The sequence below is a fragment of the Aliiglaciecola sp. SL4 genome (assembly GCF_041538045.1).
In the GTDB taxonomy this organism is placed as follows: domain Bacteria; phylum Pseudomonadota; class Gammaproteobacteria; order Enterobacterales; family Alteromonadaceae; genus Aliiglaciecola.
On record NZ_JBGOSE010000005.1, the window covers coordinates 51,419 to 66,221 of the forward strand.

Here is a 14,803-nt window from a genome sequence, read left to right on the forward strand (position 1 = left end):
TTTAGTAAATCTTTGCACTAACCCCCTAAAAAATAATCGCTATTCGCATCGAAAGTTTAGCCTCTAGAGTTTGTATGATTACAATGGCTATGAATATGTATATCCGAAGCACTAATACATCTCTAGGTTTTGCTCGGTTAACGTTGATGGGAGCGACATAAAGGTACTCTCTAAAATTTACATGGATCTCTTAATGATGGGAGAAGATAAAGCCCAATAACGGTAAAAGCCGTGATTATCTTACCCAGTTAAGGGAAAAATGGAGCCGGTATGGGAGTAAATATAAGATCTTTTTCACACAAAAACCTTGATCGCGGATGGTATATGCTGTATAAAATGCGCCCTCTTGTCACTACCGCTATGCGTTTAGTGTTGATTTATTGCTTTTCTTTAATATAGCGAAGCTAATTGTTAAAAGTTGTTTTGGAGACAAATACGATGTCCAGAGTATGTCAAGTAACTGGTAAGCGCCCAGCGGTAGGAAACAACCGCTCTCACGCGAAAAACGCGACCCGTCGTCGCTTTTTGCCAAATCTTCAAACCCACCGTTTTTGGGTTGAAAGTGAAAACCGTTTCGTTAAATTACGCCTAACGCCAAAAGGCATGCGTATCATCGATAAAAAAGGTATTGATTCAGTTCTTACTGATATCCGTGCCCGTGGCGAGAAAATTTAAGGAGCCCGACCATGCGTGATAAAATTAAATTAGTTTCTTCAGCTGGTACTGGCTACTACTACACCACTGATAAAAATAAACGTAACATGCCTGGCAAAATGGAGATCAAAAAGTTTGATCCTAAAATTCGCCAACACGTTATGTTCAAGGAAGCCAAAATCAAGTAAACCTGCTTGTTTTTGTCTCCCGAAAAACCCGGTATTTGCCGGGTTTTTTGCGTTATTCAACTATTTATTCAATAACCTTTTGAATAATCGCTATAATTCATGCTTTATTGATATTTCCTACTTCCCGAGTCCAAATTAAAAATGCGATTATCACGAAAAGCTTGGAATAATGTCATTATCATCAGCATGGTGTTAATGATTTTTTTGTTCAACTCCACTAATAATATTCTCACCGGTGGGGATGATGGTGAACTACAAGCCAGTATGCTACCAAGCGGCTCTAGATTGATGACCTTGCAAATGCCCTTAGTCACCATGGAGCGTATTGGGCAAGGATGGCGAGCTAGACCATCTGAAAAGATAACAGAAGCTCAGATGTTAGCTGTTGCGAAAAATTGGGAAGTGGCAAAAATGACACCCTCAAACAGTGACCTTCCCGAGCAAATGCCAAAAATAGCCATTGCTTGGTTGGCTGGTGAAAATAGTGGTCGTGTATTCCAGCTTTACGAAGACGGTGACCATACCTTGGTTTTATACCAACAACAGCTATTCGAAATTCGTGATATGCCAATAGAAACGTTGTTATTAGAGAACTATTAATGCCTGAATTACCAGAAGTTGAAGTAAGCCGCCTAGGTATCTCGCCGCACATGATTGGCAAAATCATTAGTGAAGTTGTTGTGCGTCATAAACAACTGCGCTGGCCCATACCCGATGAAGTTCATCTTACCCATGGGTTAGTTGTTGAAAATATTCGGCGGCGTGCCAAGTACCTGTTAATTGATACGCTGGCCGGCAGCATCATTTTGCATTTGGGTATGTCAGGCCGGTTACGTGTTGTTCCTATTCATACGCCATTGCAAAAGCATGATCATGTGGATATTCAGCTAACTAATGGCATGTGTTTACGCCTTAATGATGCTCGCCGATTTGGTGCTTGTTTATGGTTAGATAAAAATGACGAGTCCCATACATTATTTCGTAATCTAGGTCCTGAACCGTTAACAGATGATTTTGACGCCCAGCGACTTGTGGATATGTCACGGGGAAAACAAGTACCGGTAAAGAGCTTTATTATGGACAACAAGGTTGTTGTTGGAGTCGGTAACATTTACGCCAATGAATCCTTATTTTTGGCTGGAATTGATCCTCGTCGTCAGGCGGGAAAAGTAAGCAAAAAGCGTTATTTAGCCTTAACCCCTATTATTAAAGATGTGTTAGCCAAGGCCATCGAACAAGGGGGAACCACATTAAAGGATTTTGCCCAAGCCGACGGAAGCCCAGGATACTTTGCCCAAGAATTACGGGTATATGGGCGAGCTAAACAGCCCTGTGTGAGTTGTGAAACGCCAGTCAAATCGGTGGTGATTGGACAACGTAACACCTTCTATTGCCCCAGCTGCCAGCGTTAACCCCCCCCAAACTATACCTTTGCGCGGGCTAAAGCACCCGCCTACAGGCAAGGCTCAGCTCTTGTAGCATGGCCTTTAGGCCATGGAAAGGTTGCTTATCTTTGTGCGGTGCTAAAGCGCCCGCCTACAGGCAAGGTACCGCTCTTGTAGCATGGCCTTTAGGCCATGGAAAGATTGCTTATCTTTGTGCGGGCTAAAGCACCCGCCTACAGGCAAGGTTCAGCTCTTGTAGCATGGCCTTCAGCCCATGGAGATATTGTTCTTTGTGAGGGGCTAAAGCACCCGCCTACAGGCAAGGTGCAGCTTTTGTAGCATGGCCTTTAGGCCATGGAAATATTGCTTATCTTTGTGCGGGCTAAAGCACCCGCCTACAGGCAAGGCTCAGCTCTTGTAGCATGGCCTTTAGGCCATGGAAAGGTTGCTTATCTTTGTGCGGTGCTAAAGCGCCCGCCTACAGGCAAGGTACCGCTCTTGTAGCATGGCCTTTAGGCCATGGAAAGATTGCTTATCTTTGTGCGGGCTAAAGCACCCGCCTACAGGCAAGGTTCAGCTCTTGTAGCATGGCCTTCAGCCCATGGAGATATTGTTCTTTGTGAGGGGCTAAAGCACCCGCCTACAGGCAAGGTGCAGCTTTTGTAGCATGGCCTTTAGGCCATGGAAATATTGCTTATCTTTGTGCGGGCTAAAGCACCCGCCTACAGGCAAGGCTCAGCTCTTGTAGCATGGCCTTTAGGCCATGGAAAGGTTGCTTATCTTTGTGCGGTGCTAAAGCGCCCGCCTACAGGCAAGGTACCGCTCTTGTAGCATGGCCTTTAGGCCATGGAAAGATTGCTTATCTTTGTGCGGGCTAAAGCACCCGCCTACAGGCAAGGTTCAGCTCTTGTAGCATGGCCTTCAGCCCATGGAGATATTGTTCTTTGTGAGGGGCTAAAGCACCCGCCTACAGGCAAGGTGCAGCTTTTGTAGCATGGCCTTTAGGCCATGGAAAGGTTGCTTATCTTTGTACGGGCTAAAGCATCCGCCTACAGGCAAGGTTCAGCTCTTGTAGCATGGCCTTTAGGCCATGGAAAGGTTGCTTATCTTTGTGCGGTGCTAAAGCACCCGCCTACAGGCATGGTTCAGCTCTTGTAGCATGGCCTTCAGGCCATGGAAAGGTTGCTTATCTTTGTGCGGTGCTAAAGCACCCGCCTACAGGCAAGGTTCAGCTCTTGTAGCATGGCCTTTAGGCCATGGAAAGGTTGCTTATTTTTGTGCGGGCTAAAGCACCCGCCTACAATCTATTGTGAATGGGTATGGAATTTTGCTGACAAGGCACTTTGTACTACAGGGTGACAAAAACCATCCACCTTACCGCGATGTTTAGCCACTTCTTTGACTAATGTTGATGAGATAAACGAATTTTCTTCGGCTGGGGTTAAAAATACACTCTCTAGTTTCGGGTTTAAGCGTCTATTCATATTCGCTAATTGGAATTCATATTCAAAATCTGAAACCGCTCGCAATCCACGAATTAAAATTGAGGTATCTAAACGATCTGCAAAATCGGCAAGCAATCCAGTAAAGCCTATAACATCTACGTTATCTAAATGGGAGGTAACCTGTTTTATTAAGTTAACCCGTTCTTCTAGTGTAAAAAGAGGTTCTTTACTTGGATTTGCAGCAATAGCCACTGTCACCGTTGTGAACATCCGAGCTGCTCTTTCAATTAGGTCAGCGTGGCCATTAGTGATAGGATCGAATGTGCCTGGATAAATGGCTTTTGTGTTCATATTAACAACTCAATGAAGTTCAATAATTAAAACACACAGCTTATAATAGACCTAAGCATAAATCCAAGGGTGAATAGCCCTAACTCATCATCAGAGTTTATGATGAGTATTCATCAACTAACAGAATATACGGGTGTTTTTGCATTTTTGTGTTTTGTAGGTACTTAACTGGCGTTAAGGTTACTGTAATTATGGAGCGTTTTTTAGTGCCTAAGTGCATTCAGTTTTGTTTGTTGTTTTTCGCTTTTTCTGGTCAAAGTTTCGCATCCCCTTGGATTGGCACTACCGACCCTCAACTTCACTATGATGTGCAAATTCTTAACGAGTTTGGCTACTTAAATAGTGTGACTACAACTTTCCCTATGCCGTGGAAAGGCATCTCTGAGCAGTTATCACAGCTTGATACCACGACTATGCACCCTGCAGCTGCCACAGCCGCTAAACGCTTAAAACATTATTTAACACTACAAAAACATAAAGATACTTTTTCTTCAGTCACAGCATATGGCGCTACTGATCGTACTCGATACGCAAGTTTTGATGGTCAGCAAGGAGAAAAGGGACGACTCAATATCAATACAGAGACCCGTGTAGGAAGATTAGCCGGCAAACTATCGGTTAATTTTGAACCTAATGGTGAACAAAACTTAGATCAAAGCTATTTGGCTTACCAACTAGGTGACTGGAATCTGCGTTTAGGCTCTATCGACCAATGGTGGGGGCCATCCCACGGTAACAGTTTAATACTGTCAAATAATGCGCGCCCAATACCTACATTGGCGTTATCCCGCTCTCGTACAAACCAATCCGACTCTAAGTGGTTGTCGTTTTTGGGCCCTTGGTATGTTACCGCTCAGGTGGGGCAGTTAGAAGAAAGTCGTGATGTACCCGATGCAAAAATATGGGCGAGTCGTTTCACCGCCCGTCCTATTGCAGGGCTAGAAGTGGGTCTATCTTGGTTAGCTGTCTGGGGGGGAGATGGGCAACCAGACCGAATGAACGACTTTTTCAGAGTTATTAGTTTTCAAAAACGTTGTGCAAATGGTGCCGATGAATGTGACCCCTCAATGGAAACCCACATCGGTAGTCATTTGGCAGGTATCGATGGCAAATACACATTTCGTTTGATGGATCACCCCGTAAGTATTTATGGTCAATATGTGGATGAAGGTGAGTCCAGCGAGTTTAACGTCAGCAATCAAGCGCGCAGTTTTGGTATATCAAGTTATCTGTGGGATGCCAAAGTCTATTTAGAAAATAGTGATACAAACGTGTCTTGTGATGACGCTATTGTAGATGTAACCCACTGCTATTATGAAAGTGGTACCTACTCCTCTGGTTATCGTTATTATACCCGAGAGCTGGGGGAGGATCGTCAAACCGATGCACGCATGACCTCGTTAGGAATTTTGAAACACTTTGCCGATGGTGATGTTTTTGAAGCCGCCATTCGTTATATTAAAATTGATGACGGCAGTGAAGATCAAGAGTTGCTAGGGCTAACCGAAGAAATTACCCAGTTAAGTGGATATTATCAAACTGTGTGGGGACATTGGCAGGTTAAACTAGGGGCGGTTATTGACGCTAGTAAAGTGAATCAGCAAGGGACCGAAAATGATTTTACGGTTTTTTCTGAAATAAAATACAGCCTGTAACTATATAAAAATAGCATGACTGAGAGTCTCCAATGACTAGACGAAAAATTTCCTGCTTTATGATTGTTTGTAATGAAGCTGACAGAATCGACGCAAGTTTAGCACCCCTAGCGGGTTGGGTTGACCAACTCATCGTACTCGATTCGGGCAGCACTGACGGAACCCTTGAGCTTGCCAAGAAATACACGGATTCGGTTTATCAAACGGATTGGCCTGGGTTTGGCGCTCAGCGCAACCGAGCGCTAACGTATTGTGAGCATGATTGGGTGCTGAATATTGATGCCGATGAGGTGATTACTGAAGAACTCAAACAAGAAATTGATGCGGTACTTAGTGAGCCTAATCTAGACGCTACTTTTATAAAATTTCCGTGGCATACCTTTCTATTTGGCAAAACTCTTAAACATGGCCGTTATGCTTCGCCACAAGGTAAGCTCTTTCTAAAAGAGGGGGCTAATTTTAAACACCGCAGTGTTCATGAGTCCTTAGAGATGCCCGTTGAAAATGTGCGAATATTAAAATCTCCATTACTGCATTATAGTTGGCGAGATTATTACCATGTTCAGGAAAAACATCTGAAATATGCGGTATTAGGGGCAGGGGATAAAGCTAAGAAAAACAAAAAGTCCTCATTGAGCTTTGCGGTATTGCGTTTCTTTGTGGATTTTTTACAGCAATATATCTTTCGATTGGGCTTTTTAGATGGCAAACGTGGCTTTTTGATGGCTATTATTCTTGGCCAATATGGGTTTCACAAATACGCCGCATTGTGGGCCATCAATCAAGAATCCGATTCAGTCAAAGAAGATAAATAATAATGTCTCATACACCCATTAGTGTTTTTATTATTACCCTCAACGAAGAAAAATATCTGAAACAGGTGCTGGAAAACCTAAGTCACTTTGATGAAATTATTCTGGTCGATTCGGGCAGTACGGATAAAACCGTTGAGATAGCTAAACAATATGGCGCAACTGTTTATCATCAAGATTGGTTAGGGTTTGCTAAGCAAAAGTCCTATGCCATGTCTTTATGTAAAAACGAATGGGTGTTAAATGTTGATGGTGATGAGATTTTAAGTTCTGACTATGTCGCTGCAATTCAGTTCGCCGTGGATAAGCAAAAAGCGGATGCCTATCGATTGTATTTTGAGGACATTTTTTGGCAACTCCCCATGTCAGTTAATTCGAAAAAGCGCTCTATTGTTAGGCTCTACAATAAAAATAAGGTGCAATTTCCAACTGACCGCTTAGTGCATGAAAATGTCAAAGTAAGTAAAACTGCGGTCCAACAAAACCTGCCGGGTTTAGTCACACATTACGGATACCAAAGTACTGAAGTGTTAATGGAAAAGCAGAACAAGTATTCTTCTTTGAAAGCCCAAGAAAAGTTTAATAAAGGGAAAAAGCCTTCTTGGTTGAAGTTGGTTTTGGTTTTCCCTCTGATGTTTGTGAAAGCGTATTTTATTGAACGCATGTTTCTTTCCGGTCGCAGAGGGCTAGTCCACGCCTATATTTCGGCAATGTATGGGTTCTTAAAAGAAGCTAAATTACACGAACTGCATTTTGTCGAAAAGAACAGAAGTAATAAATAGTTAAGAGTCTAAGGGTTTAATGGTTTTTATAGCCATCGATTAACAATGACCAGTTTTTATGCTCAAAATGGTAGTTAGCCATTTTATTTGATTCTTTATTTAACGACCTTAGTAGTCTATCCAGGTTATTTTGTTTCCAAGACTCTCCGTCTTTTTCAGCGCATTTATCAAAATCAATCAACCACACTTTTCCTGCGTCATCGAGCATGATGTTATGAATATTCAAATCGTGATGATAAATTTGTTGCTGGTGGAATAGGGCGATGGTGTTACCAATATCACGCCATTCTTGTTCGGATAACGACCGCGTTTGCAAAACATGATGAATATCTTGGGCGTTAGGGATTTTGAGGGTAATTAAATCCCCTTGGTAATAAAGCCCTTTTTTGACAACACGATAGGCCACAGGTGTGGGAGCGGGTAAACCCATCCCCTTCATTTTTTCTAATAAATGATACTCTTGAAAGGCGCGGGTAGAGGGTAAACCCAAATATAAATATTGGTCGTTAAGTATCTTGCCTATCAAACCACCTCGGCGATAATGCCTGAGCACCAACTTATGTTGTTCGCTTTGAATAAAATGGGTGGTGCCTCGTCCAGCGGCAGAGCCAATAACACTATTATTTTGTTGCCAGAATGTGGGCGAAAAATGTTGTGACTGACAATGGGGTAAAAACACCGGGTTAAAACCGATTATTTCCCCTTTTTTGATAGTTTGCTGCATATCTGCCATATAAATTCTGATTCGCCCTTGTGTAATGGTATGAATTGTAATGAAATTGCAAACATATTACAGCAGCAATCGAATCTACTATTGTGAATGTCAAAAAACTCTGTCTATTGCGCCTATCCGCGATTGGTGATGTATGCCATGCGGTAGCTATGGTCGACCGTATTATTAAACATGCTCCTGACATCCAAATTACTTGGATCATTGGCAAGGTGGAATACCAGTTATTGAAAGGTATGCCGAATGTCCGTTTCATCATTTTTGATAAAAAACTGGGCAAAGAAGCCTATGTTAAATTAAAAGCGGATTTAAACGGGGAAACCTTTGACGCCTTGTTCTTGATGCAGGTCGCCTTTAGAGCAAACTGGGCGGCGAGACTTATTAATGCTAAAACCAAGATCGGCTTTGATTGGGCGCGCAGTAAAGAGCTACATTGGTTGTTTGCTAATCAACGCATAGCTCCACAACAGCATGCTCATGTGTTAGAAGGGTTTATGGGTTTTGCCGATAGCATTAATGTACCTGCAACGAACGAATTAAGTTGGAACATTCCAATTAGCGATGACGAGCAAGCTTTGGCTCAAGATCTACTCGCAGAACTAAATTCCTATGTGGTGATCAGCCCGGCTGCTAGCAAGGCGGAGAGAAATTGGTTACCAGAGCGTTATGGGGCTACCGCTGACTATCTGATAGAAAAAGGTTTCCAAGTTGTGTTGTGCGGTGGACCTGCTGATTTAGATAAAAACTTAGGTCAGCAAATTGAATCTCACTGCCAACATAAAGTGACTAACCTAATAGGTAAAACCTCACTGAAACAAATGCTTGCAGTGTTAAAACATGCGAGTTTGGTTGTCGCTCCTGATACTGGGCCTGCCCATATGGCAACTACTGTGGGCACAGATGTAATAGGCTTATACGCACATAGTAACCCTCGCCGTACGGGGCCATATTCGAGTTTGCAATATGTGGCGTCTGTATATGACCAGGTTATCTTGCAGCAAACGGGGAAAACTTGGCAGCAACTACCTTGGGGAACTCGTGCAAAAGGTCAAGATTTGATGAAACTCATTGAAGTAGACATGGTAATCGCGCAAATTGACAAGTTATTGTCCATTCAAGGTTGAGGAAGAGTAATTAAATCTAGGGTTTTTTGTAGCGCGCCTTTATTCTCTTCGATCACATTATAACCTTTCTGGCCGGCGCTAATACGTGCCTCGTCGTCGGCTAACCAATGACTAACTGCACTGACTATATCTTGGCTATTATTCACTGAAAATAGATTACCACTGGCTTTCAGCGCGTCACATATAACAGGGTTGTTGTGAGTGCTGCTCCCCATCATGGTAGGAATCGCGGCTACGGCAGCTTCTAGGGGGTTGTGTCCGCCTCTTTCTGCTATGCTTCCGCCGATGAAGGCGAAGTCTGCATAGTGGTATAAATCCGTTAATACCCCCATTTGATCGACTAAAACAATATCCGTATGGGGGTCTGTATTACTCGCTAAGGAAGTGTTTGCTTGTGATGTTCTAGCGATATTTAACCCTGATTCTTTTAGTCGCTCATAAACGTTATCAAATCGCTGGGGATGGCGAGGAACTATCATTAACAATAGTTCAGGAAACTGACTAATAAGTGATTTGGCTGCGTCGAGTAAAATTTGTTCTTCTGGATCGTGGGTACTGCCTGCAATGAGGATTTTTCTATTTTCCCCCTTAAACTCAGTCACTATGGGCTCGGCGACACCACTTACCTTATTTTCTAATTCAAATTTAATATTACCCGTCATTGTTACTTTATCTGCAGGAATGCCCAAGCTGAGATAATTTTGATAATCCCTTTGTGATTGCACGCAAACATGTTTGATGGATTGCAATATAGGCTCAATTAAAAGTGATAGTTTTTGATAGCCACGAACGGAACGGTCGGTCATTCTGCCGTTGACTAAGGTTACAGGGATGTGTTTTTTAGCGCACTGCCTTATCATATTCGGCCATAATTCAACTTCCACTACCAATACCTGTTTAGGGCGAACTCTATTTAAAAGTCGACTCATCATCCAACCCAAGTCATAAGGTAAATAGAGGTGCTGAACTTTTTCACCTAACAGGTTTGCTACGTTGGCCGCACCCGTTGGAGTGGTGGTAGTGACAGTTACACTTAAGCTCGGGTTCGTTATTATTAAAGTATTAATTAATCGAGCCGCTACTGTTACTTCACCCACGGAAACACAGTGGATTAATATATCGCTTTGGCCTATTTTTTCAGGATAAATAGAAAAGCGATTTAAACGATGTAAATTAAAATCCTTTTTACCTAAACCAAATTTAATTAACCAAAGTATAAATAATACAGGCAAAGCGCAGGACAATGCTAAAGAGTATAGCCAGCGGCTAATTTTTTGCTTAGTAGATTGTAGCGTCAGAGATTGAGTCATGCTGGTAAATATTATACTCTAGTAGAATATGTTGAGAAAATGTCGTTATTTTACTATTTGTTGTTGCTGTTTAGCCGTAAAGACTAAAAAAGTAGTTAAAACTAATATTAACCTAAAAAAGCATGCGCAAGTTCTAAAAACATAAACTAATCTTAATTTCTCAGGAGAAATCCTGTTTTTAGAGGAAAGGTGAAAGGATTGTTAAGTAGACTAGCTAACGTCACTTTTATTTTAATGACAATGTTAGCAACAGCAGCTTTTGCAGAGGATAGGACAGTCAGTGTCATTGTTAACATTGATGTAAAGACCGAACAACTAACTCCCGCTCAATTGCGCAAAATATTTTCGATGAGACAAACAGTTTGGCCTGACGGTCAAGCTATTTCTGTGTTTGTGTTAAAAACCGAAAATCCAGTTCACCAAGCACTTTGTAAAAATGTACTTAAAATGTTCCCTTATCAAATCGAAAGGCTTTGGAATAAGCTAGCTTATTCCGGGTTAGGGGATAAACCTATTGAGTTAGACAGTGCGAAAGAAATGCTTAAAAAAATTAGTTCGACTCCTGGTGCTATAGGCTATTTGCTAGATGTAACTAGTGCTGAAAACGTTAAAAAAATACGAGTGATGGAGAATAGCAAATGAAAATATCGGTAAATTTGCTAGTTCTACTGGGATTAACCCTTTTTGTTTTTTCGTTTAGTGCGAGTAGCTCAGATAACTTTAATTGGCGAGGATTTGTTGCCCAAGGTCTGATTCAAGCTGAACATTCCAATTACATTGATGATGAAGGCGACCTTACCTTAAAGCTAACGGAAGTGGGGCTAAACGGCTCATACACATTTGAAAACTCCAACTTTAGAGTGGCTGGGCAAGTTGTATATTTAAACGGAGGTAACCGTTATCCAGAAGGTTTCCGAGTCGATTATTTATTTTTTGATTGGCGAGCCATTACTAATTTGGATTGGCAGGTCAATGTGCATTTAGGTCGCGTTAAAAACTATCATTGGTTATATTCGTCCACACGAGATGTTCCTCATACAAGACCTAGTATCATTCTGCCGCAATCTATCTACTTTGACGCTTTTAGGGATGTTGCTCTTGGTGTTGATGGCGTGGCAGTTGTTGCCAACACAAGTAATTCTTGGGGGGATTGGGAATTCAATTGGAGTTATGGAAATTCACCCATAAGTGAAGAACAAACTAAAAATTTAATTGCACCTACTTCTATGGGGAATATAGAACAAGAGTACGTGCACCAAGGCAATTTGGTTTGGCATGATCAAGTGTTGATATTGAGTGCAGGTTTGCTGGATTCTAAATTTGAATATGTCAGTGGCGCCCAAGACTTCTTTATTGATGGTAAAGCTCAAGTCCAACGAATCATATTGCAAGGAACCTATGAAACACAAAACTGGTTATTAGCGTTTGAATTGTTTAGAGAGCGAAATATATATAATAATCTTATTTTTGATGGATTTATCAATAACACGCAATCTGAAGGTGGTTATGTTCAAGGGCGCTATTTAATTAATAAAGACTTGGCATTAACTACTAGGTTAGACATTTTTGATTTGGATAGAAAAGACCGCAATGGAGAAACTCGTTCAGCGCAATCAGGCGGTCAAATCCCTGCATATTTTGGCTATCAAGATCAATTTACCCTAGGGGTAAGTTGGACATTTGCAGAAGATTGGCAACTACAAGCTGAGTTTCATCGAGTTAAAGGTACCGGTCGTCTAGCTCCTGTTTTTATGCCTAATATAATGCATAATGACCGCAAATATTGGAATATTTGGGGTGTACAATTCGCCCACTGGTTCTAATATGAAACCGTTTCTTAGCCTAACAAACAAAATGCTACTTTTATTGCTAATTTTTCTATTAGCTTTAGGTATTTCAATGTCTTACCTGTGGTTGCAAAAAACCAATCAAGACTTTTTAATCAAACAACAAGAAATAAAGCATCAAAATCAAAGCCAATACTTGTTATTGAATAAAATGTTTCGTAACCGCATTGAGTCTTGGGTCGAGATGTTGATTCAATTGCATCAGAACGAACCTCAACCCGTTCAGGCTTTAGGTAAAACGTTATCTTCCCGATTTGAATTTTTGCAATTAAACATGCAGGTAGAGAAAGGTTGGCTTTTTGACAGTCAAAAAAACTTAATTTATTCCTCTGAGTCGGATATACCAGCACATATTAAAGAAAACACCGATTCTGTTTTCGCCAGTCAATACTCTAAAGAAAGTACCTTTTGTGTTCCCCATTGTTCTCAAGTTTTATCTATTCCCTTGCTTCAACGAGATGGAAGTTTGGCGGTAATAACCCTGAGTTTAAGTTTGATTGATACTTTAGCATTTCTTAATCAGTCGACTGATGCCACCCTTGCCCTTGTTTATGTTCCTGGACATAGTGAGGCTAAAAATGCGCAAGACTTTCAAATTAGAGGTCCATTGGCAAAGAAACACTTTGATCTATTTGAACCATTGATCAACGCGTTTCCTCGTGAATTATCCATTAACAAACTGCTTGTGGAAGGCTCGCCGCTATCCCTAAATAATAATCACTATTTTGTTGTGGTAATCCCAATGTCGACCATGAATGCCGATGATGATTATATTTTGGCTGCCTATGATATTACGCCAATGATGGTGGCTCATCGAGCCTATAAACAAACCATAATAATTACTGCATCTATCGTTTTTGTTTTAGCCATGTTGCTATTTTATTTACTGAGTAACAGTGTGCGCAAGCGCTTAGTTGATTTTACCGAACGTCTGCCGTTGCTAGCATTACGGGAGTATCAACAATTTAAACAAAAAAGCCGAGTTGATGAACATTATCTTGAAGATGAGCTTGATACCCTAAATGAATCCGCTAATAAATTAGCCGAGCGACTCGAGCAACTTGATGATGAAGTGTTCACCAAAACCAATGAACTCGAAAAAATGGCTATGTATGATCAATTAACAAATTTACCAAACCGAAATATGTTGGTCATTAAAACCAAAGAAGCCTTAGCAAAATTAGTTGAGAGCGAAAAGTTTGTGGTTTTAATGATGTTCGATTTAGATGACTTTAAAAAAGTAAATGATAGTTACGGGCATACAATTGGCGATGAATTGTTAAGGGAAGCGGCAAGCCGTTTTCAAAGTGTTCTCGATGATGATGGTATTGTTTGCCGTCTTGGTGGAGACGAATTCGCCATTTTATTGAGAAACGTAGAAGATATTACAAGCGCTATTAAGGTTGCCGAGAAATTACTCAACCGGTTTAGGGCTCCAATAAATGTGGCTCAGTTGCGTTTTTACGTGTCTACCAGTGTCGGTTTTGCCCACTCATCTTCAGCTGAAACCAATGTAAATGAACTGATTCGTTGTGCTGACATTGCAATGTACCATGCTAAAAATGATGGTGGAAATTGCGTCAAATTGTATATTGAATCGATGTCAAAAAATGCTATCGATAAAGTTGCCTTAGAGGATGAGGCTAGAATTGCCTTAATTAATGATAATTTTAGTTTTTCTTTGCAACCGCAAATAGAATTAAAAACTGGGCGATTAATGGGATTCGAGGCGTTATTGCGATGGAATCATCCCGACAGAGGACCTGTTTCACCGGGGTACTTTATTCCAATTTTGGAAAATACCGAGTTTATGCTCACGTTAGGGTATTGGTGTATCGAAAATGCGTTTGACCTGCTCCAGGAGTTTAGGCATAACGGTTACCCTGAACTCAAAATAGCAATTAATTTAGCTGGTATTCAGTTTCTTGACCCAGATTTGGTTCCCTGTTTGGAAGAAAAGATTAAAAGTACTGGTCTCAAACCTAGCTTAATTGAGTTGGAATTGACCGAAAGAACATTGGTTGCTGATATCCAACGTACAACCGACATTATGCAAACCCTAATTGATAAAGGCTTTTTAATATCTATTGATGACTTCGGTACGGGTTATTCATCGTTAAGCTACTTAAAAACAATGCCGGCCAATTTCATTAAAATAGATCGCGCGTTTATTGATGGTATGCTTACCAATGATTCAGATAGACAAATCGTATCTTCTACGGTTTCTATGGTGCAAAACTTGAAAATGAAAGTGATTGCTGAAGGAATTGAGGAACAGTTGCAAATAGATTTACTCAAACAGTTTGATTGCAATATGGCTCAGGGTTTTTATATTGCTAAACCTATCCCAGAAGAGTTACTGTTTGAGGAATTACAAAAATACTGTAGAGATGGAATCTGGCAATATGGCCAATCTGAATAGTCCTTGTTTGGAATCCAATAGTATTTTTTTGCACAATCTGTTTTTATCCCCCCCCCCCCTTTCTTCCCTATGTAATTAAAACCTTACACTTCGGTATG

14 protein-coding genes are annotated in these 14,803 nt (G+C 41.1%); 11 read left to right on the forward strand and 3 right to left on the reverse strand.

From position 1 onward, the window contains the following. The first annotated feature begins 438 nt into the window (after nucleotides 1–438). The 4 genes from rpmB to mutM all read left to right on the forward strand — a co-directional run bounded on the left by rpmB (nucleotide 439) and on the right by mutM (nucleotide 2,254). Nucleotides 439–675: a 50S ribosomal protein L28 gene (gene rpmB / locus AB6T38_RS08885; protein ID WP_008845260.1), complete on the forward strand. Its 237-nt coding sequence runs from the start codon at nucleotides 439–441 to the stop codon at nucleotides 673–675. Between the two features lie 11 nt (nucleotides 676–686). Continuing rightward, nucleotides 687–842 (forward strand): 50S ribosomal protein L33, encoded by a 156-nt coding sequence (rpmG, locus tag AB6T38_RS08890; protein WP_216049366.1) that lies wholly within the window; start codon nucleotides 687–689, stop codon nucleotides 840–842. Between the two features lie 195 nt (nucleotides 843–1,037). Beyond that, nucleotides 1,038–1,442: a hypothetical protein gene (locus tag AB6T38_RS08895; protein WP_372546981.1), complete on the forward strand. Its 405-nt coding sequence runs from the start codon at nucleotides 1,038–1,040 to the stop codon at nucleotides 1,440–1,442. Continuing rightward, entirely contained in the window at nucleotides 1,442–2,254 is an 813-nt protein-coding gene (gene mutM / locus AB6T38_RS08900) for a bifunctional DNA-formamidopyrimidine glycosylase/DNA-(apurinic or apyrimidinic site) lyase (RefSeq protein ID WP_372546982.1), read from the forward strand. The genes AB6T38_RS08895 and mutM overlap by 1 nt, the downstream gene beginning before the upstream one ends. A 1,277-nt stretch (nucleotides 2,255–3,531) precedes the next feature. On the opposite strand, the gene coaD is transcribed toward mutM, so the two are convergent. After that, nucleotides 3,532–4,023 (reverse strand): pantetheine-phosphate adenylyltransferase, encoded by a 492-nt coding sequence (gene coaD, locus AB6T38_RS08905; protein ID WP_372546983.1) that lies wholly within the window; start codon nucleotides 4,021–4,023, stop codon nucleotides 3,532–3,534. Between the two features lie 191 nt (nucleotides 4,024–4,214). Between coaD and AB6T38_RS08910 the strand changes: the two genes are divergently transcribed. Genes AB6T38_RS08910 through AB6T38_RS08920 form a run of 3 tightly spaced genes read left to right on the forward strand, consistent with a single transcriptional unit; the run spans nucleotide 4,215 to nucleotide 7,272 of the window. Then, nucleotides 4,215–5,678, forward strand: a complete 1,464-nt coding sequence (locus AB6T38_RS08910) for a capsule assembly Wzi family protein (protein ID WP_372546984.1) — start codon at nucleotides 4,215–4,217, stop codon at nucleotides 5,676–5,678. A 32-nt stretch (nucleotides 5,679–5,710) separates the two neighbouring features. Then, the gene (locus tag AB6T38_RS08915) at nucleotides 5,711–6,493 is read left to right on the forward strand and encodes a glycosyltransferase family 2 protein (RefSeq protein ID WP_372546985.1); all 783 of its coding nucleotides are present in this window, start codon (nucleotides 5,711–5,713) and stop codon (nucleotides 6,491–6,493) included. A 2-nt stretch (nucleotides 6,494–6,495) separates the two neighbouring features. Next, the gene (locus tag AB6T38_RS08920) at nucleotides 6,496–7,272 is read left to right on the forward strand and encodes a glycosyltransferase family 2 protein (protein ID WP_372546986.1); all 777 of its coding nucleotides are present in this window, start codon (nucleotides 6,496–6,498) and stop codon (nucleotides 7,270–7,272) included. Nucleotides 7,273–7,288: 16 nt separating this feature from the next. Here AB6T38_RS08920 and AB6T38_RS08925 read toward each other — a convergent pair whose 3' ends face one another. After that, complete coding sequence (locus AB6T38_RS08925) at nucleotides 7,289–8,005, reverse strand: 3-deoxy-D-manno-octulosonic acid kinase (protein ID WP_372546987.1); 717 nt, start codon at nucleotides 8,003–8,005, stop codon at nucleotides 7,289–7,291. Between the two features lie 83 nt (nucleotides 8,006–8,088). Between AB6T38_RS08925 and AB6T38_RS08930 the strand changes: the two genes are divergently transcribed. Beyond that, nucleotides 8,089–9,126 (forward strand): glycosyltransferase family 9 protein, encoded by a 1,038-nt coding sequence (locus AB6T38_RS08930; RefSeq protein ID WP_372546988.1) that lies wholly within the window; start codon nucleotides 8,089–8,091, stop codon nucleotides 9,124–9,126. On the opposite strand, the gene AB6T38_RS08935 is transcribed toward AB6T38_RS08930, so the two are convergent. After that, the gene (locus AB6T38_RS08935; RefSeq protein ID WP_372546989.1) at nucleotides 9,117–10,436 is read right to left on the reverse strand and encodes a 3-deoxy-D-manno-octulosonic acid transferase; all 1,320 of its coding nucleotides are present in this window, start codon (nucleotides 10,434–10,436) and stop codon (nucleotides 9,117–9,119) included. The genes AB6T38_RS08930 and AB6T38_RS08935 overlap by 10 nt on opposite strands. A gap of 198 nt (nucleotides 10,437–10,634) precedes the next feature. Between AB6T38_RS08935 and AB6T38_RS08940 the strand changes: the two genes are divergently transcribed. The 3 genes from AB6T38_RS08940 (at nucleotide 10,635) to AB6T38_RS08950 (ending at nucleotide 14,705) form a co-directional block, all read left to right on the forward strand. Beyond that, nucleotides 10,635–11,078 (forward strand): hypothetical protein, encoded by a 444-nt coding sequence (locus AB6T38_RS08940; RefSeq protein WP_372546990.1) that lies wholly within the window; start codon nucleotides 10,635–10,637, stop codon nucleotides 11,076–11,078. After that, nucleotides 11,075–12,259, forward strand: coding sequence for a TonB-dependent receptor (locus tag AB6T38_RS08945; RefSeq protein ID WP_372546991.1), 1,185 nt, complete (start codon nucleotides 11,075–11,077; stop codon nucleotides 12,257–12,259). Before AB6T38_RS08940 ends, AB6T38_RS08945 begins: the two co-directional genes overlap by 4 nt. Before the next feature lie 76 nt (nucleotides 12,260–12,335). Further along, on the forward strand, nucleotides 12,336–14,705 hold the full coding sequence (locus AB6T38_RS08950; RefSeq protein WP_372546992.1) for a putative bifunctional diguanylate cyclase/phosphodiesterase: 2,370 nt from the start codon (nucleotides 12,336–12,338) through the stop codon (nucleotides 14,703–14,705). Nucleotides 14,706–14,803: the final 98 nt, after the last annotated feature.